This is a genomic window from Brevundimonas sp. (assembly GCF_051860745.1).
Taxonomy (GTDB): Bacteria; Pseudomonadota; Alphaproteobacteria; order Caulobacterales; family Caulobacteraceae; genus Brevundimonas.
In genome coordinates this window covers 205,586-226,234 of sequence record NZ_JBHYDN010000001.1, presented here as the reverse complement: position 1 = coordinate 226,234, position 20,649 = coordinate 205,586, and the positions used below count along the sequence as shown (strand labels likewise).

Here is a 20,649-nt window from a genome sequence, read left to right as displayed (position 1 = left end):
CGCGTTTGCTAGTGAGCCGCCGCCGCCGGGTCAACCGGGATCGCGGGCTTGCCTCGCATGAAGGCGAACCAGGCTCCACTTGTGACAACGAAGAAGATCGCCGTCGGCAGGATATAGCCAGGCGCCGCCGCGGCCACGGCGGCCGTGGCGAACAGCAGGCCCAGCGCAGCGATGAACCGCGCCCGGGTCCAGCGCGCCAGCCGGAACAGGGAGGCCGAACACAGGCCGTAGACCACCAGGCTCAGCACCGAGGTGACGCCCACGAGCATGCCGAACTGACCCCCGAGGGTGGGCTGGCCGGACAGCACTGCCACGATGCTCATGATCGCGCCGCCCAGCAGCGGGTTGACGATCGGCGTCCGCTCCCCATGACCGAAGCCTGACGGCAGATAGCCAGATCGGGCGGCGGCTCGCGCCGTTTCCCCGCCCAGCATGACCCAGCCGCTCAGCGTGCCGACTGCCTTGATCACGGCGCAGGCCGCGACCACCGCCCCGATCGAGGCTCCGAACACTCTCGCCGTCAGATCGGCATAGGGGCTCGAGGATTCGGCGAGAACCCCGGCAGGGATCACGCCGAACACCGCCACGCTGGCCGCCACATAGACCACCGAGGCCAGCAGCACTCCGGCGATCGAGGCCCGGCCGACGTCGCGCGCCGGATTCCGGACTCGGGCGGACAGGACAGCCGCGGTCTCCACGCCGAGGAAGGCCCAGAAAATCAGGGCCAGCGAGGCGGGGATGCTTTCGGCCAGACTATTACCCGACGGACTCCAGGAGGCGGCGAAGGTCTCGCCGCTGAAGGCTGAGATCCCGGCGGCCACGGCGATGACGATGGGGACCAGGCCGATGACCAGGGCAAGTGCCGCGAACCGCGAGGCCGCCCGCGCCCCGAGGATATAGGCCCCGGTGGTCAGCCAGATCAGGCCGAGGTTGCAGAAGGTGGCGACGACCGGCTGCTTCAGCACGGGGAAGAAGAAGCCGAGGTAGCCCGTGGCCGCGACCGCGATGGCGACATTGCCGACGAGGCAGGCGGTCCAGAAGGCCAGCGCCGTCTGAAAGCCGAAGAATCGCCCCAGCCCCCGCTCGGCGAAACCGGACAGGCCGTCCGCGTCCGGCTGCAACCGTCCCAGCGCCGCGAACACCAGGGCGAGGGTCACCGCCCCCAGCCCGGCGACGCCCCAGCCGACCACGCTCGACGACCCGACCGGCGCCAGGGTGGCGGGCAGCAGATAGACGCCCGAGCCGATCATGTTCCCCGCCACGACCAGGGCGGCGAGACCCCAGCCCAACTTGTGCCGGTCCTCTACGACGTCGGTCATGGGTGAGCCTCCGCGATCCGCGACTGGAACCAGGTCAGGGCGATCTCATGGATGGGGCTGAGCACGCCGCGATCATAGGCGCCCGCCGACAGATTGCGCTGCACCGCCTCGCAAATAGCGGCGTCCTCGGCCGTCAACCGGTCCGAGGCGATCAGGGCCTCGCCCAACGCCGCCTCGCCGCCGTCGCTCAGGAACAGATAGTCCAGCCGCGTCCGGCCCGGCCCGACCGGCGTGATCCGCTCGATCATGGCCCCGTCGCGATAGACGTTGACGCCGAGGTTGGGCCACAGCCAGCCCCAGACCCCCGCCTGCGGCCCGTCATTGACCCCGACCGCCTCCTGCACGACCAGTTCGCCCTCGACCCGCACCCGGTATTCTGCCCCGCCCAGCTCGTCGGCCAGCAACGGATGGACCGCGCCGATGTGGTAGCCCTCGAGAAAGTTCTCGGCATAGGTCTTCCAGTCGCAGGCCAGATCGTGCGCGCGGCGCAGCGCGGGCGGGGGGATGGTCAGGCCTCGTCCAGCCAGCAGGGCCTCCAGCGGCGCGACATGATCGGCCAGTGGCGCGGCGTCTGCATCCATCGTCGCAAACACCAGCCCGCGCCAGGTCTCCAGCCGCAGGGGCAGCAGGCCGAACTCGCGCGGGTCGAACCCTTCCGCCGCGCCGAATCCCGTCGCCGCCCTCAGCCGCCCGTCCAGCGCATAGCGCCAGCCGTGATAGGCGCAGACCAGCTCGCCCTCGCAATGCCCGCTTACGCCCGTGACCAGCGGGCCGGCCCGATGGCGGCAGACGTTGTGAAAGGCCCGCAGGGCGCCGTCCTTGCCGCGCACAGCGAGCAGTCGATGGCCTGCGATATCGGTCGCGATCCAGTCGCCGATGGCCGGCGCTTCCGCCTCATGGCCCAGGAACAGCCAGGCTTTTCCGAACACGGCCGCTCGCTCGCGCGCCCAGGCGTCGGGACAGCCGTAGAGATGGGCGGGAAGCGTGGCCTGCATGGCTGGATCAGGCCCCGGCCCGCGCGCGCCGTCAACCGGTCTCAGATCGTGATCGCATCCATGCCGGCGAAGACAGCGTGGGTGGCGCCGGCGCTCTGGGCGGCCAGACCGCGGTCAGGACGCAGGTTCAGCAGCATCACCTGCGGACAGGCCTCGCGCGCCGCGCCGATCAGGGCTGTGGCGTCCAGCCACTCTCGCGGGCTTTCGTGGGCGACGCCGGCGAAGTCGATGGCCAGACACCGGGCGCGCACGTCCGCCAATCGCCGGGCCGCCCCGGCATCCGGCGCGATATGCAGGATGACGCCGAGGGCCGCGGCCTCGAATTGGGCGAGCGCCTCGGCGATGGTCTCGGGCGGCGCCTGCTCCAGCCCGCCCATGACCTCGACCAGCAGGGCCCCTGGCGCGGCGCCGTGCTGAAGCTCGGTGCATAACAGGGCGAACCGTCCCACACTGGACGCCACCGTGCGCCAGAACGCCGGCAGGACGCCGCTGTCGTCCGACCCCAGATGCAGCAGATCGAGGCCGTGGCTCAGCGTCTGCAGGTCGATCCGCTTGAGGTCCATCGGCTCCAGAGTCCGGCGGCCAAGCACCGCAAGCGCGCTTTCGCCCCCGCAGTGTCGCACGGTGCGGCGGATGCGGCGGCTGACGGGAACCGACCGGCCCAGGTCGAATACGGGCTGGGCGGCCAGGGTCACCGTCAGTTCGCGGCGCGCGCGGGTCACCAGGGTGAAGGTCAGGCTTTCATACGGCGCGGCATAGGACCGGCGCTCGCCGAGAGGCGCCCACGCCTGGCCGGGCGCGGGGTCGGCGTCCATGGAACCGCTGGCCAGATGGGCTTCGTCCCCGATGCGACTCATGACCCCCTCCGTTAAGCTGGTCCGAAAAGCCTCCACGCGCCAGTTCGCGCCCCAAGGTGAAAACACATCCATGACAAACATGGTCAAACGCCGTTGACCATGCGCCGTCCCGATCTGGCGCACCCGCCGCCGACTGATGGCTTGCGTCATCCGGCCTGGATGGGCCAAGACGCGGCTATGAGCATCACCACGGTCGGCCTCGATGCCGACGACACCCTCTGGCACAACGAGACCATCTTTCGGCTGACGCACGACCGGTTTGTCGATCTGTTGACGGACCACGACAATGACCTGATCGAGGCCCGACTGGCCGAGGTCGAGCGCCGCAATCTCCAGCTCTACGGCTACGGAGTGAAGGGCTTCACCCTGTCGATGCTCGAAACGGCGATGGAACTGTGCAACGGCGAACCGCCGCCGCGCGCCATCCGCGAGATCCTCGCCGCCGGCCGCGAAATGCTGTCGCATCCGGTCGAGACCCTGCCCGGCGTCGATGAGGCCCTGGCCGCCCTGTCGGAGCGGTATCGCCTCGTGCTGATCACCAAGGGCGATCTGATGGACCAGGAACGCAAGCTGGCGGCCTCCGGTCTCGGCGACCTGTTCGCCGCGGTCGAGATCGTATCGGAGAAGGACCACCGGACCTACGACCGGGTGTTCGCCCGCCACGGCGCCGGGGCGGAGAAGGCCGTGATGGCCGGAAACTCGATGAAGTCCGACGTGCTGCCGGCGCTGGAGGCCGGGGCCTTCGCCGTCCACATTCCCTATGCCATCACCTGGGCCCACGAACTGGCCGATGCGCCCGAAGCTCACCCGCGGTACGGCGCGCTCGACAGCATCACCGCCCTGCCGGACTGGATCGATAGGCGGTCGGACGGATAAGCGCTTGCTCCGCCGCCCCCCCGTCTTTAGACGGGCCGCTTAGCCGACAACCCGAACCGCCCCGCGCAGGCACACGCCCGCGTCGGGCCCGTGCGCGCGAGGAGAACAGCCGCCGTGATCGACGCCGACGTCCCTCATGAGGAGCGCGACGCCATGATCCGGGCGTCGCTGGCGGCGCATGGCGACAGCGGCGTCACGCCGCGGCACACCCTGTTCTACTTCTACGGGGCGGGGGATCACGATGATCTGGCCGAGGTCGCCAAGCGGGCCGGCTTCCTGACCCGGGGCGACGACGACTGCACCATCCTCGAAACCACCATGGCCGTGGACGAGGCCTCTTTCTCGCCGGTCTCCGCCATGATGCAATCCTGGGCCGCCGCCTTCCAGCTGGACTACGACGGCTGGGAATGCGCGGTCGTGACGAACTGAAAGTCTTGTAAAAACAATGCCTAGGCGCACGGACATCAAATCTATCCTGATCATTGGGGCGGGGCCCATTGTGATCGGACAGGCGTGCGAGTTCGACTATTCCGGCGTCCAGGCGTGCAAGGCGCTGAAGGCCGAGGGATATAGGGTCATCCTGGTCAATTCCAATCCGGCGACGATCATGACCGACCCGGAGGTGGCCGACGCCACCTATATCGAGCCGATCACGCCGGACTTCGTCGAGCGCATCATTGCGAAAGAACGGCCCGACGCCCTGCTGCCGACCATGGGCGGCCAGACGGCGCTGAACACGGCGCTGGCGCTGGACGCCTCGGGCGCGCTGGAACGCTGGGGCGTGGAGATGATCGGGGCCAAGGCCGACGTCATCGACAAGGCCGAGGACCGTCAGAAATTCCGCGACGCCATGGACAAGCTGGGTCTGGAATCGCCCCGCTCCAAGGCCATCCATCACATCGACGAGGCCGAGGACGCCCTGGCCTTTGTCGGCCTGCCCGCCATCGTCCGCCCCAGCTTCACTCTCGCCGGCACCGGCGGCGGCATCGCCTACAATGTCGAGGAATATCGCGAGATCGTCGAACGCGGTCTCGACCTGTCGCCGACCACCGAGGTGCTGGTCGAGGAAAGCGTGCTGGGCTGGAAAGAGTATGAGATGGAGGTGGTCCGCGACAAGGCGGACAACTGCATCATCGTCTGCTCGATCGAGAACATCGACCCGATGGGGGTGCACACCGGCGACTCCATCACCGTCGCCCCCGCCCTGACTCTGACCGATAAAGAGTACCAGAGGATGCGGACGGGCTCGATCAACGTCCTGCGCGCGATCGGCGTCGAGACCGGCGGATCGAACGTCCAGTGGGCGATCAACCCCGCCGACGGCCGCATGGTGGTGATCGAGATGAATCCGCGCGTGTCGCGGTCGTCCGCCCTCGCCTCCAAGGCCACCGGCTTCCCGATCGCCAAGGTCGCGGCGCGGCTGGCCGTCGGCTACACGCTGGATGAGCTGACCAACGACATCACCATGGTCACCCCGGCCTCGTTCGAGCCGTCGATCGACTATGTGGTCACCAAGATCCCGCGCTTCGCCTTCGAGAAATACCCCGGCGCCGAGGCGACCCTGTCGACATCGATGAAGTCGGTGGGCGAGGTCATGGCCATCGGGCGGACCTTCCAGGAATCGATGCAGAAGGCCCTGCGGGGCCTCGAGACCGGCCTGACCGGCTTCAACGAGATCGACATCGACGGCGTCGTCGACGTCGAGGACGAGGCCGGCGCCCGCGCCGCCGTCGTGCGCGCCCTCGGCCAGCCGACGCCAGACCGCATCCTGGTCATCGCCCAGGCTTTCCGCCACGGCCTGTCGGTCGAGGAGGTCAACGCCGCCTGCTCCTACGAGCCGTGGTTCCTGCGCCAGATCGCCGACATCGTGCGGGAAGAAGGGCATCTGCGGGTGAAAGGTTTGCCCGGGGCCGACCTCATCAAAGCCCTCCCCCTCGACGGGGGAGGGTTGGGTGGGGGTGGAGGCACATCGCGTCAGGATATGGCGCGTGAGGCCTCGACCGCGCCTTCCGCGTCATCTGCTTCCGCCACCCTGCCCCCACCCCATCCCCAGCCCTTCCCCGTCGAGGGGAAGGGAGTCGCTGAAGCCGCCCGCGAGTTCCGGCGCCTGAAGGCCAAGGGCTTCTCGGACGCGCGACTGGCGGAGCTGACCGGTACGACCGAGAAGCAGGTCCGCACTCTTCGCCGCGGCCTGAACGTGCGCCCCGTCTTCAAGCGCATCGACACCTGCGCCGCCGAGTTCGCCTCGGCCACGGCCTATATGTATTCGACCTATGAGACCGGCGCGCTCGGTCAGGTCCCGCAGTGCGAATCCAACCCGACTGACAAGAAGAAGGCCATCATCCTCGGCGGAGGTCCGAACCGGATCGGGCAAGGGATCGAGTTCGATTACTGTTGCTGTCACGCGGCCTTCGCCTTCGCCGACATCGGCGTCGAGTCGATCATGGTCAACTGCAACCCCGAGACCGTCTCGACCGACTACGACACCTCGGACCGGCTGTATTTCGAGCCGCTGACAGCCGAGGACGTGCTGGAGCTGATCGAGGTCGAGCGCGCAACCGGCGACCTGATCGGCGTCGTCGTCCAGTTCGGCGGCCAGACGCCGCTGAAGCTGGCCCATGCGCTGCACGAGGATGGCGTGCCGATCCTCGGCACGTCGCTGGACTCCATCGACCTCGCCGAGGACCGCGAGCGGTTCCAGGTCATGCTGCACGACATCGGCCTGATGCAACCGCCCAACGGCCTGGCCCGCAGCGCCGAGGAAGCCGCGCAGAAAGCCGACGAGGTCGGCTATCCCGTCGTCCTGCGGCCCTCATACGTGCTGGGCGGGCGCGGCATGGTCATCGTCCACGACCGCGAACAGCTGGACCGCTATGTCGGCGAGGCCATGCGGGTGTCGGGCGACGACCCGGTGCTGATCGACCACTATCTGAACCGCGCCACCGAGGTCGACGTCGATGCCCTGTGCGACGACGAGACGGTGTTCGTGGCCGGGGTCCTCGAACACATCGAGGAAGCCGGCGTGCACTCGGGCGACAGCGCCTGTTCGATGCCGCCCTACTCCCTGTCCGACGCCACCATAGCCGAGCTGAAGCGCCAGACCGAGGCCATGGCCCGGGCCCTGAAGGTGCGCGGCCTGATGAACGTCCAGTTCGCCATCGAGGAGCCGCACAGCGCCGAACCGCGCATCTTCGTGCTGGAGGTCAATCCGCGCGCCTCGCGCACCGTGCCCTTCGTGGCCAAGACCATCGGCCAGCCGGTGGCCGCCATCGCCGCCAAGGTCATGGCCGGCGTGCCGCTGGCCAGCTTCGGCCTCGAGGACAAGCCGTACGACCACATCGCGGTCAAGGAAGCCGTCTTCCCCTTCGCCCGTTTCGCCGGTGTCGACACCATCCTGGGCCCCGAGATGCGGTCGACGGGCGAGGTCATGGGGCTGGACTGGAAGCGCGAGGGCGAGGCCGACATGGCGCCCGCCTTCGCCCGCGCCTTCGCCAAATCCCAGATCGGCGGGGGCACCACCCTGCCCGTCTCCGGCTGCGCCTTCGTCAGCGTCAAGGACGGCGACAAACCCTTCATCGTCGAGGCGGTGAAGACCCTGCTGGCCGAAGGCTTCACCGTTATGGCCACCGGCGGGACGCACAGCTTCCTGAACGAGCAGGGGCTGGAGGTCGCCTTCGTCAAGAAGGTGCTGGAAGGCCGCCCGCACATCGTCGACGCCATGAAGAACCGCGAGGTCCAGCTGGTCATCAACACCACCGAGGGCAAGCAGTCATTGCAGGACAGCTTCAGCCTGCGCCGCACGGCCCTGATGATGAAGATCCCCTATTATACCACCACGGCGGGGGCGCTGGCGGCGTCGCAGGCCATCGGGGCGATCAAGGCCGGCGAGCTGGATGTGCGTCCGATTCAGGATTACGCGCACGACTGACCCATTCGTGACGATTTCGACCAGTCCGGAGCGCCGAACGACGGGGTCGGGCTGGACAGGTCGGCCAGTTAATTCCGGGACAATCAGGCGGGATAGTCGCGACATTTGCGGGAGACCGGCGCGACAAAGGCTCGACTGGGGCGCGACACGGTCCGCGACATCCGCGACATGCGCGACACCGGGCGGCGTCTGCGTCCGTTTCTGACGCAGGCGAGTGTCATCGTGGCCGGATGGAGCACCACCGCCTGCGCAAATATCGCGGCCCGGAGACCTGGGCCCAGGTCCGGGCCGCCTATGTGGCCGGGGAGTCGGCGCCGTCGGTGGCCCGACGGTTCGATGTCGGCCTGTCCAATCTGAGACGACGCGCCATGGCCGAGGGCTGGACCCGGAGCCGCATCGCCGAACGGCTGGACCTCAAGCCCCTGCGCGGCGGGAGGGAGGCGCCGTTGGCCGTGCTCGCGCCCCTGTCCGCGCTGGCGGAGGCCTCCGAACCGCCATGGGTCGATCCGGAGGTGGCGATGGGACGCGCCCTGCGCCGCGCCATCTGGCTGGTCAGCGAGGGACGGGCCGCCGAGGCGTGCGCGCTGGCCCGGGCGATGGAGGCGCTGGAGCGGATGTGGGACGGGGCGGCGGGGCGGAAATGATGAGGGCCCGAAGGCGTGGCGGGAGGCGGGACAGCGAGGTCTGCCGGTCCGGGTCCGAAGGACAGCCGGCCGTCTCTGCGGTCCCGACATCGGCAGGGGCATACAGGGGTTATTGACGTACCCCATAGAACCCCATACAACCCCTCTCCAGAAGGAGATGGAACCATGACCGCACACACCGAGGTTCGCGACTACGTCATCTGGAGCAAACACCTGCACGGCGATCTGCGCCTGCCCGCGCGCATCGAGGCGCTGGAGGCCGGAGAGACCATCGAGCTGGAGGTCGACGGCGTGGCCGGCACATGGCGCAAGATGGATCAGGGTAAGGACGGCCGGCCGACGCCGGGCATTCGGCCCCTGGGCTCGGCGCAGGCGTTCTGGCGTGATCTGTACCGGTCAAGACGAGGGGCGGTGGTGTCCGTGTCGCTGATGGCCGAGCGGGACGGCGTCCGTCGGGCGTCCGTCCTCTTCCCCGCGCTGGGCAGGACGGCGGAGGAGCGGGAAGCGTCGCTTGAGGCCCTGTTGGCCATGCAGGGTCAAGGGTGGCGCTCGGACGGGTCCGGATTCGAACGCGACGAAGCCCACGACCGATGATCACGATCGACAGCAATGTCTTCCTGTATCTGCTGGACGACGCGGCGCCCGCGAAACAGGCGATCGCCGCGCAGGTGGTCTCGACCGCGAGCAAACGGGGCGTCCCGGTCGTCCTGCAGGTCATCGGCGAGGTGCAGAGCGTGGCCATCCGCAAGATGAAGATGCCCCCCTTCGTCGCGGCCCAGTACGCCCGAAACATCCTGACGACGTTCGACTCGCTCGGCGCCGCCAGCGCGGACGCGGACGTGGCCCTGGGTCAGCTGGCGAGCGGGCGGCTCAGCTATTGGGACGCCCTGCTGATCGCCTGCGCGAAACGACACGGGTGCACGGCGCTCCTGACCGAGGACATGCAGGACGGCGCAACGCTTCTGGGCATGGAGATCTGCAATCCGTTCGGCCCTGATGGGCTCTCGCCGCGCGCCGCAGCGCTGCTTGCCGTCTAAATCCCCGACGCCGCCTCCGGATCCGCCGTCGCATCCCGCCCCTCGACGATCCGCGCCGCCGCAAGGTCGGCGGTGACATTGCCGATGGTGCGGAAGATGTCGGGCACGACCTCGACCGCCAGCAGCAGGGGCAGGACCTCGAGCGGCAGACCCATGACGAGGGCGATGGGGGCGATGGAGGCGAAGAAGCTGACCTGACCCGGCAGGCCGACGGTGCCGACGCTGATGGCCAGGGCTGTCACTCCGCCGGCGAGCAGCACCCCGGGCGTCAGGGCGATGCCGTACAGGTGGGCGACATAGATGCAGACGGCCAGGTTGGCGACCGTCGAGGTGATGCGGAACACCGCCACCGCCAGCGGCAGGACCAGACCCGCCGTCGCCGGCGAGACACCCAGCCGGTCGATCGCCCGTTCGACCATCACCGGCAGACAGGCCAGCGAGGACTGGGTCGAGAAGGCCACCACCTGGGCGGGGGCGGCGGCGCGGGCGAAGCGGCCGAGCGTGATCCGGCCGAAGACGACCGCCACGACATAGGTCAGCAGGATCAGGCCGATCAGGGCCAGCACGACCAGCGCGATATAGTGGCCCAGCACGCCCGCGGCCCCCAGACCAGCCCGCAGACCTACGCCCAGCGACAGGGCGAAGACACCGATCGGCGCGGCGCGCAGCACCCAGTGGACGATGACGATCATGGTCTCGGCCACGGCCTCGAAGAAGATGGTCAGCGGCTGGCGCAGGCGGGCCGACAGGCGGGTGGTGGCGAAGCCGAAGACGATGGCGAAGACGACGATGCCGAGGATGGCGTCATCCGCCGCGGCGCGAATCGGATTGGCGGGCGCCAGGCTGGTCAGGAAGGCGGAGAAGCCGCCGCCGCCGACGCTGCCGCGCACCGCCTCGTCGCCCGTCGCTCCCGCCAGCAGCAACTGCGCCCCGGCCGGATCGATCGGCCAGATCGCGTGCAGCCCCATCGAGGCCACCACGCCGTAGACGGTCGCTCCGACCAGCAGCACGGCGAAGACCACCACCGCCCTCAGCGCCAGCCGCCCGGTCGCCGCCGCATCGGCGATGGAGGCGATGCCGGTCACCAGCAGGGCGAAGACCAGCGGAATGATCGTCATGCGCAGGGCGTTGAGCCACAGCTGACCCAGTCCCTCGACCAGGGCGATCGTGCCGGTCCCGCCCGGGATCCCGTACGTCTGCGCCGCCGCGCCGGCGGCCAGACCGGCAGCCAGGGCCAGCAGGACGCGCAGGCTGAGCGAGGAGAACAGGGCGGCGGTGCGGGACTGGGTCATACGGGGAAGCTAGGCCGGGTCGAGGCCCGCCGCCAGTCTGTGCGCCGCGGCTTCGATGGAAGCGGGCGAGAGATCATCCAGCACGAGGCGATCCAGCACCGGCCGGGCCCGGTCGGCGCCGGTGCGGAGATACGCCGGATCGTAGTGGGCCTCGATCAACTGACCGGCCAGATCGGCGATCTCGCCGCGGGCGGCCATGGCGCGCCATTCGCCGATGGTCGCCTTCGAATGATGGCGCGGCAGCCGGACCAGCGCCGCGTCAAGCGTCGCCGGATCGGCCGCGATGTCGGCATAGGTCGCGACGGTATGGGCGACCCGGGCCTCGACCGGGGCGGCGATCTCGATCACCGGGGCCAGGCTCATGGCGGCCCACAGCGCCGGCGGTATCACCCGCGCGCCGATGCGGCTGCTCTCGGCCTCGACCACGACGGGCCGGGCCGGATCGAGCCTCGACAGGGCGTCGTGCAGGCGGCTCTCGAACGCCTTCTGCGACGGCTGGCCGCCCGGTATGGCCCCGAACAGCGAGCCGCGGTGCGCCGCCAGCGCCTCGAGGTCCAGGGTCTGCACCCCACGACCCGCCAACGCCGTCAGCAGAGCCGTCTTGCCCGATCCCGTCGGCCCGTCCAGCAGGGTCAGCCGATGCGGCAGGGGCGTATCGTACAGCCCTGCCGTCACCTGTCGCCGCCAGGTCTGATAACCGCCGTCCAGCACCGTCACCGGCCAGCCGATCTGGTCCATCACCGTGACCATGGCGCCGGACCGCTGGCCGCCGCGCCAGCAATGGACCAGCGGTTTGAATCCCCCGCCGCGATCCGCCAGCGCGCCTTCCAGATGCGCCGCGATGTTGCGCGCCACCATGGCCGCCCCGCTGCGCCGGGCGAGGAATTTGGAGCCCTGGACATATTCCGTCCCGACCGCCGCCCGTTGGACGTCGTCCAGCACCGGCAGATTGATCGCGCCGGGGATGTGGTCGAGCGCGAACTCGGCCGGGCTGCGCACGTCGATGATCGCGTCGAAGCCGTCGCGGGCGGCGGGCGACAGATCGGCCGTGCGGCGGATCATGTGGCGACGCGCACCCGCGGCGGGCCCTCGACGACGCGCCCGACGACGTCGAAGCCGGAGCCGTTGATCCGCGCGAACACCTCCAGATCGCGAACCTCGGCCTCGGCCACCGCAATCAGCAGGCCGCCGGACGTCTGGGGATCGGTCAGGAGATCGCGGCGCCAGTCCTCGAGACCGGCCGGCAGATCGACCTCGGCGCCGTAGCTGGTCCAGTTGCGGGCCGAGGCGCCGGTGCGGACGCCGTCCCTCAGCAGGTCCCGGACGCCCGCCAGTATCGGAGGATCGGCTGTGATCTCGACCGTGGCGTCCGCGCCGCGCGCCATCTCCAGGGCATGGCCCAGAAGACCGAAGCCGGTGACGTCTGTCACCGCGTGCACCCCGGGGCGGCCGGCCAGTTTGGCGCCGAAGCTGTTCAGCCGGGTGGTTGTCTCCTTCAGGGTCCGATAGCCCTCCTTGCTCAATCGGTCCTGCTTGAAGGCGGCGCTGAGCACGCCGACGCCAAGCCCCTTGGTCAGCAGCAGGACGTCGCCCGGGCGCGCGCCCCGGTTGGTCAGGACGTGGTCCGGGTGGACCAGACCGAGGGCGACCAGACCGTAGATCGGTTCGACGCTGTCGATCGAATGGCCGCCCGCGACCGGTATCCCCGCCGCCGCGCAGACCGAGGCCCCGCCTTGCAGGATTCGCCCGATCGTCTCCGTTGAGAGCACATTCACCGGCATGCCGACGATGGCGAGGGCGAAGATCGGCGTACCGCCCATGGCGTAGACGTCCGACAGGGCGTTGGTGGCCGCGATCTGTCCGAAGTGGAACGGGTCGTCCACCACCGGCATGAAGAAGTCCGTGGTCGCCACCAGCGCCTGCTGGTCGTTCAACCGCCAGACCGCCGCGTCGTCAGAGGTTTCGGTTCCGACCATCAGGTTCGCGAAGGGCGCGGCCTGCGGCATCCCCTTCAGAATGTCCCGCAGCACCGCCGGGGCCAGCTTGCAGCCGCAGCCGCCGCCATGAGCGAGGGAGGTCAGACGCGGTTCGGGCGTGGTCATGGCATGGGCTTAGGACCAAACCGCCGTCGAACTCAACCGTCGGGTCCTTCGCATTCTCCGTTGCCAGCCCGCCGCCGCCGTACCAATGTTCGCGTCTCAAACCGGGGGCGGAACGATGCGACTTCTTCTTGCGACGACGGCGGCGCTGGCGCTGCTCACGGCCGGGGCGGCCCAAGCCCAGACGAGCTCGACCGATGTCGAGCTGCGCCAGGCCATCGCGTCGGACTATGACGCCAACCTCGGCGCCCTGTTCGACGACTTCCACCGCAACCCGGAACTGTCGGGCATGGAGGTGCGAACCGCCGGGATCATGGCGGCCCAGCTGACGGCCCTCGGCTATGACGTGACCACCGGCGTGGGCGGCACCGGCGTGGTCGCGGTGCTGCGCAACGGCGACGGCCCCACCGTCATGATCCGCGCCGACATGGACGGCCTGCCGCTGGCCGAATCGTCGGGCCTGGCCAACGCCTCGACCGTCCGCCAGACCGACAGCGACGGGGTGGAGAAGCCCGTCATGCACGCGTGCGGTCATGACGTGCACATCACCGCCCTGATCGGCACGGCCCGCCAACTGATGGCCCGCCGGCAGGACTGGTCCGGAACACTGGTGCTGATCGCCCAGCCGGCCGAGGAGCGCATCTTCGGCGCCCGGGCCATGGTGCGGGACGGCCTCTACACGCGCTTTCCCAAGCCTGACATCGCCCTGGCCTTCCATGTCTCGGCCGATCTCGCGACCGGCCTGATCGACCTGCCGCTGGGCATCACCTCGTCCAGCTCCGACAGCGTCGACATCCAGGTGCACGGCGTGGGCACCCACGGAGCCTATCCGCACCTCGGAGTCGATCCGATCGTGGTGGCCTCGGCCATCGTCATGAACCTGCAGACCCTGCCCAGCCGCAGCATCAATCCGCTGGAGGGCGCCATAGTCACCGTCGGGTCCTTCCACGGCGGCATCAAGCACAACATCATCTCGGACCGGGTCGACCTGCAGCTGACCGTCCGGGCCGACAATCCCGAAACCCGGCTCGCCCTGCTGGACGGCATCGACCGGGTCGTACGCGGCACCGCCCTGGCGCTGGGCGTGTCCGAGGACCGCCTGCCCACCGTCGTCCGCTCGCCGACCGAGACCACGCCCCCGACCATCAATGACGCCGCCACCGCCGCCCGCGTGCGGACCGCCATCGGCGCGGCCATGGGGGTCGAGCGGCTCGTGGACATGCCCCGCACCGGCATGGGCGCCGAGGATTTCGCCTGGTTCGTCACCCCCGACACCGGGGTGAAGGGCGTCTATTTCAGCGTCGGCGGCACCCCTGCGGCGGATGTCGCTGCCGCGCCGGGACACCACTCCCCCCTGTTCCGCATCGACCCCCAGCCCTCGGTCGTCACCGGTGTCGAGGCCATGGTCGTGGCGGCGCAGGCGCTGATGCCGAAGGGATGAGGCGGCGGCTGGAAATCGCTGGACCGACGTCGCGTCAACCGGGCCAACTGCGCGGGCCAAGCGGAGCCGTAAGATGATCACCGTCCATCACCTGAACGATTCCCGCTCGCAGCGGGTCCTCTGGCTGCTCGAGGAAATGGGCCTTCCCTATGAGGTGAAACGGTATCAGCGCGACGCGAAGACCAACCTGGCCCCACCCGGGCTCAAGGCCATCCATCCGCTGGGCAAGTCGCCCGTTCTGGACGATGACGAGGCGCGGCTTGCCGAGACCGGGGCTATCATCGAATACCTGCTGGAGACCTATCCATCGGCCAGTCTGCGGCCCGCCACAGGGACGCCCGCAGCGCGGCGGGTCACCTACTGGCTGCACTATGCCGAGGGGTCGGCCATGACGCCCCTGCTGCTGAAGCTGATCTTCACCGTGCTGCCCAAACGCGTGCCCTTCCTCGCCCGCGGCGTGGCCAAGGGGATCAGCAAGGCGATGAACGCAAACATGATCGACCCGCAGATCAGCGCCCACACCGCCTTTTGGGAGGCCGAACTGAACCGGTCCGAATGGTTCGCCGGCGACGCCTTCTCGGCCGCCGACATCATGATGAGCTTCCCGGTCGAGGCCGCGGGCAGCCGGGTCTCCTACGGTCCGGACAAGGCGAAGCTGAAGGCCTTCCTGCAGAAGATCCACGCCCGGCCGGCGTACCAGCGGGCGCTGGAGCGGGGCGGGCCCTACAGCTACGCCTGAGGCCTCCGGGAAAGGCTGGCGCCGGCGCCACAGTGGCGGAGAACCGCGCCCCTGGCTCCACTCGGCCGCAACCCACCTTCAAATCAGACGTTAACGACCCATGCGCCCCAGAACCATTCAAGTTATCGCCGCCCTTGTCGCCGCCGTCGCCTTTGTCCTGGCCTTTATGGCCGCGGGCGCCGTTCTTGTGTCCGGCCTGTTCATGCTGGTGGGCCTCTTGGCCGTTGGCTGGTTGGCCCTGAGCCTTGTGGGTCGGGTCAAATCGTGGGGCAATATCCAGCAAATTCGAGAGCGGCGGCGCAAGGGGGCCGCATAACGGCATTCTCCATAAAGCGCGTTTGCCCTTGAACCTTCGGGCCTGGCGCCCTAGTCTCTTTGGCCGGTCGCAAGCGCCCAGCGACCTCTGGCGTCACCAAACCTTCAGTCGGGCGAAGCAAGAAACTCACGACATATGGAAAAAGTGCCGATGACGGCCGAGGGCTACCGTGTCCTCGACGATCAGCTGAAGCAATTGAAGTCCGTGGAGCGGCCGAGCGTGATCTCGGCCATCTCGGAAGCGCGCGAGCATGGCGATCTGTCTGAAAACGCTGAATATCATGCCGCAAAAGAGCGCCAGGGCTGGATCGAAGGCCAGATCGCGGACATCGAGGACAAGATCAGCCGCGCCCAGGTCATCGATGTGACCAGGCTGAACGGCGACCAGGTCATGTTCGGCGCCACCGTCACCGTGGTCGACGAGGACACCGAGGACGAGGCTCGCTACCAGATCGTCGGCGAGCATGAAGCCGATGTGAAGGCGGGCAAGATCTCCGTCGCCTCCCCCATCGCCCGCGCCATGATCTCCAAGGCGGTCGGCGACGTGGTCGAGGTCAACACCCCGGGCGGCGTCAAGGCCTACGAAATCCTCAAGGTCGAGTGGAAATAGGGTCCGACCAGACCCCGCTTTCGATCTGGGTCGTCTCTGACGGCCGGACCGGCATGGAAAATCAGGCGCTGGGCCTGGCGGAAGCCGTCCAGCGCCTTTTTTCGTCCCGCATCACAGTCAAACGCGTCCGCTGGCGCAGCCTCTTCGACAAACTGCCCTCGGCGCTGAAGGCGTCGTGGATGCTGGACCTGTCGTCCGATCCCACCGAACCCGCCGCCGGCAAGGCGTGGCCCGACATCTGGATCGCCACCGGCCGCGCGACGCTGCCGCTCTCGGCCCGGGTCCGGGAACGGTCGGGCGGCAAGACCTTCGTGGTCCAGACCCAAGACCCGCGCTGGAACATCGCCGCCTATGATCTGGTCGTCGCGCCGGCCCACGACCGCGTCGCCGGCCCCAATGTCCTGTCCATCACCGGTTCGCCTCACCGGGTGACGGCGGAACGGCTGGCCGGGGACGCCGCCGCCTTCGCGCACCGGCTGCAGGCCCTGCCCCGTCCCCGCGTCGCTGTGCTGATCGGCGGACGGTCGCGCGCGTTCGACCTGCCGGAGGCGCACGCCGAGGACCTGGCCGACCGGACTGCGACGGCCGTGGAGGCCGCCGGCGGTTCGCTGATGCTGACCTTTTCCCGCCGCACGCCCCCGGCGGCGAAGGCGGTCATGACCGCGCGGCTGCAACACCTGCCCGGCCTGATCTGGGACGGCGACGGGCCCAACCCCTATTTCGCCTTCCTCAATTTCGCCGACCACATCCTCGTCACCGAGGACAGCGCCAACATGGCCGCCGAGGCCGCGTCGACGGGCAAGCCGGTGCATATCCTGCCGATGATCCCGCTGACGGCCGGGGACAAATTCGCCCGTCTGCACGCCGACCTGCGCGAACGCGGCGCGGCGCGGCCGTTCGACGGGTCTCTGGAGAGCTGGGCCTATGAGCCGCTGGCCGAAACGGATCGGGCGGCGCGCGCTGTTCTGGAGGGGCTGAGGAGGGGCTAGTCGCCGCCGCCGCCATCTCCACCTCCGGCTCCACCCCCGCCATCTGACCCGCTGTCGGAGCCGCTATCCGACCCTTCGTCCGGGCTCTTGTCGCGCCGGTCGCCGTCGGAAACCTGGGTCGTCCCGCCGTCAGAACCGGAACCGTCGCCCTTCTTGCGGCTCCGGCTTCCATCCATTCCCGCTCCAATGGCCACGCCGATGGCGATGCCGCCGCCAATGCCGAGCGCGAGGTTGTCCATGGCGAGCCCCAGCGCCACGCCGATCGCCGTGCCGAGAGCGACGCCCATCCCCATGTAGCTTGTCTGCGCCATTCGATCCTCCCCAGTTTCCCTTCAGCCTAACATCGCGCGAAGGGGAATCACCGCCTAAATAGAAGCCATGAGCACTCCCCGAACCGTCCGCGTCGCCATCATCGGCTCCGGCCCCGCCGGCTGGACCGCCGCCATCTATGCGGCGCGCGCCATGCTGAACCCGGTCGTCATCGCCGGCCTGCAGCCCGGCGGCCAGCTGACCATCACCACCGATGTCGAGAACTATCCCGGCTTCGCCGACGTCATCCAGGGCCCCTGGCTGATGGAGCAGATGCGCGCCCAGGCGCAGCACGTCGGGACCGAGGTGATCGAGGACATCGTGGTCAAGGCCGACCTGTCGCAGCGGCCGTTCCGTCTGACGCTCGATTCCGGGACTGAAATCCTCGCCGAGACGGTGATCATCTCCACCGGCGCCCAGGCCAAATGGCTGGGGATCGAGAGCGAGGCGAAGTACCAGGGCTTCGGCGTCTCGGCCTGCGCCACCTGCGACGGCTTCTTCTATCGCGGCAAGGAGGTCATCGTCGTCGGCGGAGGCAACACCGCGGTCGAGGAGGCGCTGTTCCTGACCAATTTCGCCTCGAAGGTCACGGTCGTCCACCGCCGTGGCGAGTTCCGCGCCGAACGCATCCTGCAGGATCGCCTGTTCTCGAACCCCAAGGTCGAAGTGATCTGGGATAACGCCATCGACGAGATCCTCGGCGAGACCAACAGCTTCGGCGGGGTCAACGTCACCGGGGCGCGGCTCAGGAACGTCAATACAGGCGAGACCCGCGAGCTGACCGCCGACGGCGTCTTCATCGCCATCGGCCACGCGCCGTCATCGGAACTGTTCGTCGGGCAACTGGAGACCAAGACCGGCGGCTATCTGGTGGTCAAACCGGGCACGACGGCCACGGCCATCGAGGGTGTCTGGGCCGCCGGGGATGTCACCGACGACATCTACCGCCAGGCCGTCACCGCCGCCGGCATGGGCTGTATGGCCGCGCTGGAGGCCGTCCGCTTCCTGGCCGAGGAAGACCACGCCCGCGCCCACATCCCGATCTCGCACAATCAGGCGGAGAAGATCGGAGTCTGGTAAGGCCCCGACTTCAGCTGAACATCTGCAATCCATCCGGGACCACCGGAGCCGGTTCGCCACGCCGCAGGTGCAGGGCGTACTCAACCGCTTCACGGACCGCCCCTTCATCCGTCGGCTTGGTCAGCACCCCCATGGTGCCGGGCACGCCATGGCTGACCATCCCGGGGTTGGCGGTCATGTACAGGACGGTCACGCCGAACTCCTGGCCCAGTTCCTGACCCAGTCTGACGCCGGTGGCTCCGTCGCTCAGATGGATGTCGACAAGCGCCAGTTCAACGCCGCCGCACATGGCGAAAGCCCGCGCGGTGCGCGCGTCGGACGCCGTGCCGACAACCTCATAGTCCAGATCCTCGAGCACGAAGCGCAGCTCCATCGCCACCAGGGCTTCATCTTCGACAATCAGGATACGGGCAGTCATAAGTCTTTATTCGCTACGGAGTACTGCTGGCTCAACGCAGGGCGAGGAGGGCGGTTCACGGCAATTGATGCGCGGCGCGACGCGGCGTCAGGGCCGTAGCCGGAATGTCGGCGACGACCTCCAGACCCTCGCGAGCCCATGTCTGTTTCAGTGAACCGCCCAACTGTCCCTCGATCGACAGCGCCAGCAGGGAGGTGCCGAAGCCCGCGCCTTGCGGCATCCCATTCGCCGGCGGACCGCCGCGCTCCCGCCAGGTCATCACATAGCGGTCGCCGTCCTGCAGGGTGGTCAGGGCGACCCGACCGTCGGGGACCGACAGCCCTCCGTATTTGGCGGCGTTGGTGGCCAGTTCGTGGAACAGCAGGGCGACGGGCGTGGCCGCCTGATCATCAAAGTCCGCGTCGTCGCCGCTGATGATCACGCGGGGACTCCCCCCCTCCTCATCATAGGGCAGGAACAGGTCGCGCAGGAAGGCGTGCAGAGTGGTGCCATCCAGACTGGGCCGGCTGGATTCCGTATGCGGCCGCACGAACTCATGGGCCCTCGCCAGGGCCGAAATCCGGGTCCGGGCGGCTGCGGCGAAGGCCTTCGCCTCGGGATACTGCCGCGCCGACAGGGCCAGCAGGGCCGAGATCACCGCGAAGATATTCTTGATCCGGTGGCTCAGCTCCTGACTCAGCAAGGCCTTGGCCTGCTCCAGCCGCTTCATCTCGTCGATGTCCGTTCCGGTCCCGAACCAGCGGGTGACCGTCCCCGATGCATCGCGGATCGGCATGGCGCGGCTGAGGGTCCAGGCATATGACCCGGTATGGTGCAGCAGGCGGTACTCCACCTCATAGGGCTCGCCGGTGGACAGGGACGCCCGCCAGGCGGTCCTCGCCCGCTCCTGGTCCTCGGGATGGATCATCTCACCCCAGGCATCGCCCAGGGCCGAGCCTTCGGCCGCGCCGGTGAAGGTGTACCAGCGGGCGTTATAGTAGTCGTGATGGCCGTCCGGCCGGGACGACCAGACCATCTGCGGCATGCTGTCAGCGATGGCCTGAAAACGAGCATCGCTCTCGGCCAGTTTTTCGGTCACCAGACGGGCGGCCTCAACGGCGGCGGTGGCGGCCTCGTCGCTACGCCGACGCTCGCGGAGGGCGCGGCGCCGCTCCAGCAGGGCCATGACCTGCCGGGCCAGCACATCCATGGTCATCAGCTGGATTTCATTCAGTCCCTGCGGGCGCGGTCGGGTGTCGATGACACACAAGGCTCCCAGCGCCAGCCCCTGGTCGTCGATCAACGGCGCGCCAGCGTAGAAGCGGAAGCCGGACTTGCCGACCACAAGAGGATGGTCGGCGAACAGCGGGTCCAGGCTGGCGTCGCGCACCAGTGTCACGCCCGGCTGCCGCATCGCATACCGGCTGAAGGCACTGGCCGGTCCGATCTCCGGCACGTCGACGCCCTCCCGGGCCTTGAACCACTGCCGGTCGCCCACCGCCAGGCTGACCATGCCGATCGGCGCGTCACAGATGCGCGCCGCCAGCAGCATGACGTCATTGAAGGCCTGTTCGGGATCGGTGTCGAGAATGTCGAAGGACCGCAGCACACGGAGCCGCTCGGCTTCAATCGCGTCGGGATCGCTGGCGATCGAACTGGTCAAACGGCCCCTTCCGGAAGCGCCCACGCACTGAGGTGTTCGGTCAGGGTCCAGATTCGCTC

The 20,649-nt window shown here is 68.7% G+C and carries 21 protein-coding genes; 12 read left to right on the top strand and 9 right to left on the bottom strand.

The window, feature by feature from the left end; genetic code table 11:
• Window positions 1-8: 8 nt before the first annotated feature.
• From ACTIEW_RS01045 to ACTIEW_RS01035, 3 genes are read right to left on the bottom strand one after another with little or no spacing between them, the layout of a single operon-like run.
• Window positions 9-1,319: an amino acid permease gene (locus ACTIEW_RS01045; RefSeq protein WP_439476049.1), complete on the bottom strand. Its 1,311-nt coding sequence runs from the start codon at window positions 1,317-1,319 to the stop codon at window positions 9-11.
• On the bottom strand, window positions 1,316-2,314 hold the full coding sequence (locus ACTIEW_RS01040) for an aromatic ring-hydroxylating oxygenase subunit alpha (RefSeq protein ID WP_439476048.1): 999 nt from the start codon (window positions 2,312-2,314) through the stop codon (window positions 1,316-1,318). Before ACTIEW_RS01040 ends, ACTIEW_RS01045 begins: the two co-directional genes overlap by 4 nt.
• 41 nt (window positions 2,315-2,355) lie before the next feature.
• Window positions 2,356-3,171, bottom strand: coding sequence for a hypothetical protein (locus ACTIEW_RS01035; RefSeq protein WP_439476047.1), 816 nt, complete (start codon window positions 3,169-3,171; stop codon window positions 2,356-2,358).
• 177 nt (window positions 3,172-3,348) lie between these two features.
• Here ACTIEW_RS01035 and ACTIEW_RS01030 point away from each other — a divergent pair, with 177 nt between their 5' ends.
• The 6 genes from ACTIEW_RS01030 (at window position 3,349) to ACTIEW_RS01005 (ending at window position 9,656) form a co-directional block, all read left to right on the top strand.
• The gene (locus ACTIEW_RS01030) at window positions 3,349-4,047 is read left to right on the top strand and encodes an HAD family hydrolase (protein WP_439476046.1); all 699 of its coding nucleotides are present in this window, start codon (window positions 3,349-3,351) and stop codon (window positions 4,045-4,047) included.
• A gap of 114 nt (window positions 4,048-4,161) precedes the next feature.
• Complete coding sequence (locus tag ACTIEW_RS01025) at window positions 4,162-4,476, top strand: ribonuclease E inhibitor RraB (RefSeq protein WP_439476045.1); 315 nt, start codon at window positions 4,162-4,164, stop codon at window positions 4,474-4,476.
• Between the two features lie 16 nt (window positions 4,477-4,492).
• Window positions 4,493-7,975, top strand: a complete 3,483-nt coding sequence (gene carB / locus ACTIEW_RS01020) for a carbamoyl-phosphate synthase large subunit (protein WP_439476044.1) — start codon at window positions 4,493-4,495, stop codon at window positions 7,973-7,975.
• Window positions 7,976-8,205: 230 nt separating this feature from the next.
• Window positions 8,206-8,619, top strand: coding sequence for a hypothetical protein (locus tag ACTIEW_RS01015; protein ID WP_439476043.1), 414 nt, complete (start codon window positions 8,206-8,208; stop codon window positions 8,617-8,619).
• Between the two features lie 165 nt (window positions 8,620-8,784).
• A complete protein-coding gene (locus tag ACTIEW_RS01010; protein ID WP_439476042.1) occupies window positions 8,785-9,213 on the top strand; it encodes a hypothetical protein in 429 nt (142 codons plus the stop codon).
• Window positions 9,210-9,656 (top strand): PIN domain-containing protein, encoded by a 447-nt coding sequence (locus ACTIEW_RS01005; RefSeq protein ID WP_439476041.1) that lies wholly within the window; start codon window positions 9,210-9,212, stop codon window positions 9,654-9,656. The genes ACTIEW_RS01010 and ACTIEW_RS01005 overlap by 4 nt, the downstream gene beginning before the upstream one ends.
• Here the strand turns inward: ACTIEW_RS01005 and ACTIEW_RS01000 are convergent.
• From ACTIEW_RS01000 to selD, 3 genes are read right to left on the bottom strand one after another with little or no spacing between them, the layout of a single operon-like run.
• On the bottom strand, window positions 9,653-10,948 hold the full coding sequence (locus ACTIEW_RS01000) for a dicarboxylate/amino acid:cation symporter (RefSeq protein ID WP_439476040.1): 1,296 nt from the start codon (window positions 10,946-10,948) through the stop codon (window positions 9,653-9,655). The two genes, ACTIEW_RS01005 and ACTIEW_RS01000, sit on opposite strands and share 4 nt — an antisense overlap.
• 9 nt (window positions 10,949-10,957) lie before the next feature.
• Complete coding sequence (gene mnmH, locus ACTIEW_RS00995) at window positions 10,958-12,010, bottom strand: tRNA 2-selenouridine(34) synthase MnmH (protein WP_439476039.1); 1,053 nt, start codon at window positions 12,008-12,010, stop codon at window positions 10,958-10,960.
• Window positions 12,007-13,050, bottom strand: coding sequence for a selenide, water dikinase SelD (gene selD, locus ACTIEW_RS00990; RefSeq protein WP_439476038.1), 1,044 nt, complete (start codon window positions 13,048-13,050; stop codon window positions 12,007-12,009). The genes mnmH and selD overlap by 4 nt, the downstream gene beginning before the upstream one ends.
• Before the next feature lie 115 nt (window positions 13,051-13,165).
• On the opposite strand from selD, the gene ACTIEW_RS00985 reads away from it, so the two are divergent.
• The 5 genes from ACTIEW_RS00985 (at window position 13,166) to ACTIEW_RS00965 (ending at window position 17,141) form a co-directional block, all read left to right on the top strand.
• Window positions 13,166-14,488, top strand: a complete 1,323-nt coding sequence (locus ACTIEW_RS00985) for an amidohydrolase (protein ID WP_439476037.1) — start codon at window positions 13,166-13,168, stop codon at window positions 14,486-14,488.
• Between the two features lie 73 nt (window positions 14,489-14,561).
• Entirely contained in the window at window positions 14,562-15,227 is a 666-nt protein-coding gene (locus tag ACTIEW_RS00980; RefSeq protein WP_439476036.1) for a glutathione S-transferase family protein, read from the top strand.
• A gap of 100 nt (window positions 15,228-15,327) precedes the next feature.
• Window positions 15,328-15,543 (top strand): hypothetical protein, encoded by a 216-nt coding sequence (locus tag ACTIEW_RS00975; protein WP_439476035.1) that lies wholly within the window; start codon window positions 15,328-15,330, stop codon window positions 15,541-15,543.
• Window positions 15,544-15,678: 135 nt separating this feature from the next.
• The gene (greA, locus tag ACTIEW_RS00970; RefSeq protein ID WP_439476034.1) at window positions 15,679-16,152 is read left to right on the top strand and encodes a transcription elongation factor GreA; all 474 of its coding nucleotides are present in this window, start codon (window positions 15,679-15,681) and stop codon (window positions 16,150-16,152) included.
• Window positions 16,143-17,141, top strand: a complete 999-nt coding sequence (locus ACTIEW_RS00965) for a mitochondrial fission ELM1 family protein (RefSeq protein ID WP_439476033.1) — start codon at window positions 16,143-16,145, stop codon at window positions 17,139-17,141. Before greA ends, ACTIEW_RS00965 begins: the two co-directional genes overlap by 10 nt.
• Here ACTIEW_RS00965 and ACTIEW_RS00960 read toward each other — a convergent pair.
• Window positions 17,138-17,452, bottom strand: a complete 315-nt coding sequence (locus ACTIEW_RS00960) for a hypothetical protein (protein WP_439476032.1) — start codon at window positions 17,450-17,452, stop codon at window positions 17,138-17,140. The two genes, ACTIEW_RS00965 and ACTIEW_RS00960, sit on opposite strands and share 4 nt — an antisense overlap.
• A gap of 67 nt (window positions 17,453-17,519) precedes the next feature.
• Between ACTIEW_RS00960 and trxB the strand changes: the two genes are divergently transcribed.
• A complete protein-coding gene (gene trxB, locus ACTIEW_RS00955) occupies window positions 17,520-18,530 on the top strand; it encodes a thioredoxin-disulfide reductase (RefSeq protein ID WP_439476031.1) in 1,011 nt (336 codons plus the stop codon).
• A gap of 10 nt (window positions 18,531-18,540) precedes the next feature.
• On the opposite strand, the gene ACTIEW_RS00950 is transcribed toward trxB, so the two are convergent.
• Both ACTIEW_RS00950 and ACTIEW_RS00945 read right to left on the bottom strand, forming a co-directional pair.
• Window positions 18,541-18,948 (bottom strand): response regulator, encoded by a 408-nt coding sequence (locus tag ACTIEW_RS00950; protein WP_439476030.1) that lies wholly within the window; start codon window positions 18,946-18,948, stop codon window positions 18,541-18,543.
• A 55-nt stretch (window positions 18,949-19,003) separates the two neighbouring features.
• Window positions 19,004-20,590, bottom strand: coding sequence for a sensor histidine kinase (locus tag ACTIEW_RS00945; protein WP_439476029.1), 1,587 nt, complete (start codon window positions 20,588-20,590; stop codon window positions 19,004-19,006).
• Window positions 20,591-20,649: the final 59 nt, after the last annotated feature.

Excerpts from the sequence above, each read along its gene's own strand:
- ACTIEW_RS01030 (WP_439476046.1), top strand. The coding sequence starts at position 3,349 with ATGAGCATCACCACGGTCGGCCTCGATGCCGACGACACCCTCTGGCAC.
- ACTIEW_RS01040 (WP_439476048.1), bottom strand. The coding sequence starts at position 2,314 with ATGCAGGCCACGCTTCCCGCCCATCTCTACGGCTGTCCCGACGCCTGG.
- ACTIEW_RS00975 (WP_439476035.1), top strand. The coding sequence starts at position 15,328 with ATGCGCCCCAGAACCATTCAAGTTATCGCCGCCCTTGTCGCCGCCGTC.
- ACTIEW_RS00980 (WP_439476036.1), top strand. The coding sequence starts at position 14,562 with ATGATCACCGTCCATCACCTGAACGATTCCCGCTCGCAGCGGGTCCTC.
- ACTIEW_RS01035 (WP_439476047.1), bottom strand. The coding sequence starts at position 3,171 with ATGAGTCGCATCGGGGACGAAGCCCATCTGGCCAGCGGTTCCATGGAC.
- ACTIEW_RS01045 (WP_439476049.1), bottom strand. The coding sequence starts at position 1,319 with ATGACCGACGTCGTAGAGGACCGGCACAAGTTGGGCTGGGGTCTCGCC.
- ACTIEW_RS01015 (WP_439476043.1), top strand. The coding sequence starts at position 8,206 with ATGGAGCACCACCGCCTGCGCAAATATCGCGGCCCGGAGACCTGGGCC.
- ACTIEW_RS00985 (WP_439476037.1), top strand. The coding sequence starts at position 13,166 with ATGCGACTTCTTCTTGCGACGACGGCGGCGCTGGCGCTGCTCACGGCC.
- selD (WP_439476038.1), bottom strand. The coding sequence starts at position 13,050 with ATGACCACGCCCGAACCGCGTCTGACCTCCCTCGCTCATGGCGGCGGC.
- mnmH (WP_439476039.1), bottom strand. The coding sequence starts at position 12,010 with ATGATCCGCCGCACGGCCGATCTGTCGCCCGCCGCCCGCGACGGCTTC.
- greA (WP_439476034.1), top strand. The coding sequence starts at position 15,679 with ATGGAAAAAGTGCCGATGACGGCCGAGGGCTACCGTGTCCTCGACGAT.
- carB (WP_439476044.1), top strand. The coding sequence starts at position 4,493 with ATGCCTAGGCGCACGGACATCAAATCTATCCTGATCATTGGGGCGGGG.
- ACTIEW_RS00960 (WP_439476032.1), bottom strand. The coding sequence starts at position 17,452 with ATGGCGCAGACAAGCTACATGGGGATGGGCGTCGCTCTCGGCACGGCG.
- ACTIEW_RS01010 (WP_439476042.1), top strand. The coding sequence starts at position 8,785 with ATGACCGCACACACCGAGGTTCGCGACTACGTCATCTGGAGCAAACAC.
- ACTIEW_RS00950 (WP_439476030.1), bottom strand. The coding sequence starts at position 18,948 with ATGACTGCCCGTATCCTGATTGTCGAAGATGAAGCCCTGGTGGCGATG.
- trxB (WP_439476031.1), top strand. The coding sequence starts at position 17,520 with ATGAGCACTCCCCGAACCGTCCGCGTCGCCATCATCGGCTCCGGCCCC.
- ACTIEW_RS01005 (WP_439476041.1), top strand. The coding sequence starts at position 9,210 with ATGATCACGATCGACAGCAATGTCTTCCTGTATCTGCTGGACGACGCG.
- ACTIEW_RS01000 (WP_439476040.1), bottom strand. The coding sequence starts at position 10,948 with ATGACCCAGTCCCGCACCGCCGCCCTGTTCTCCTCGCTCAGCCTGCGC.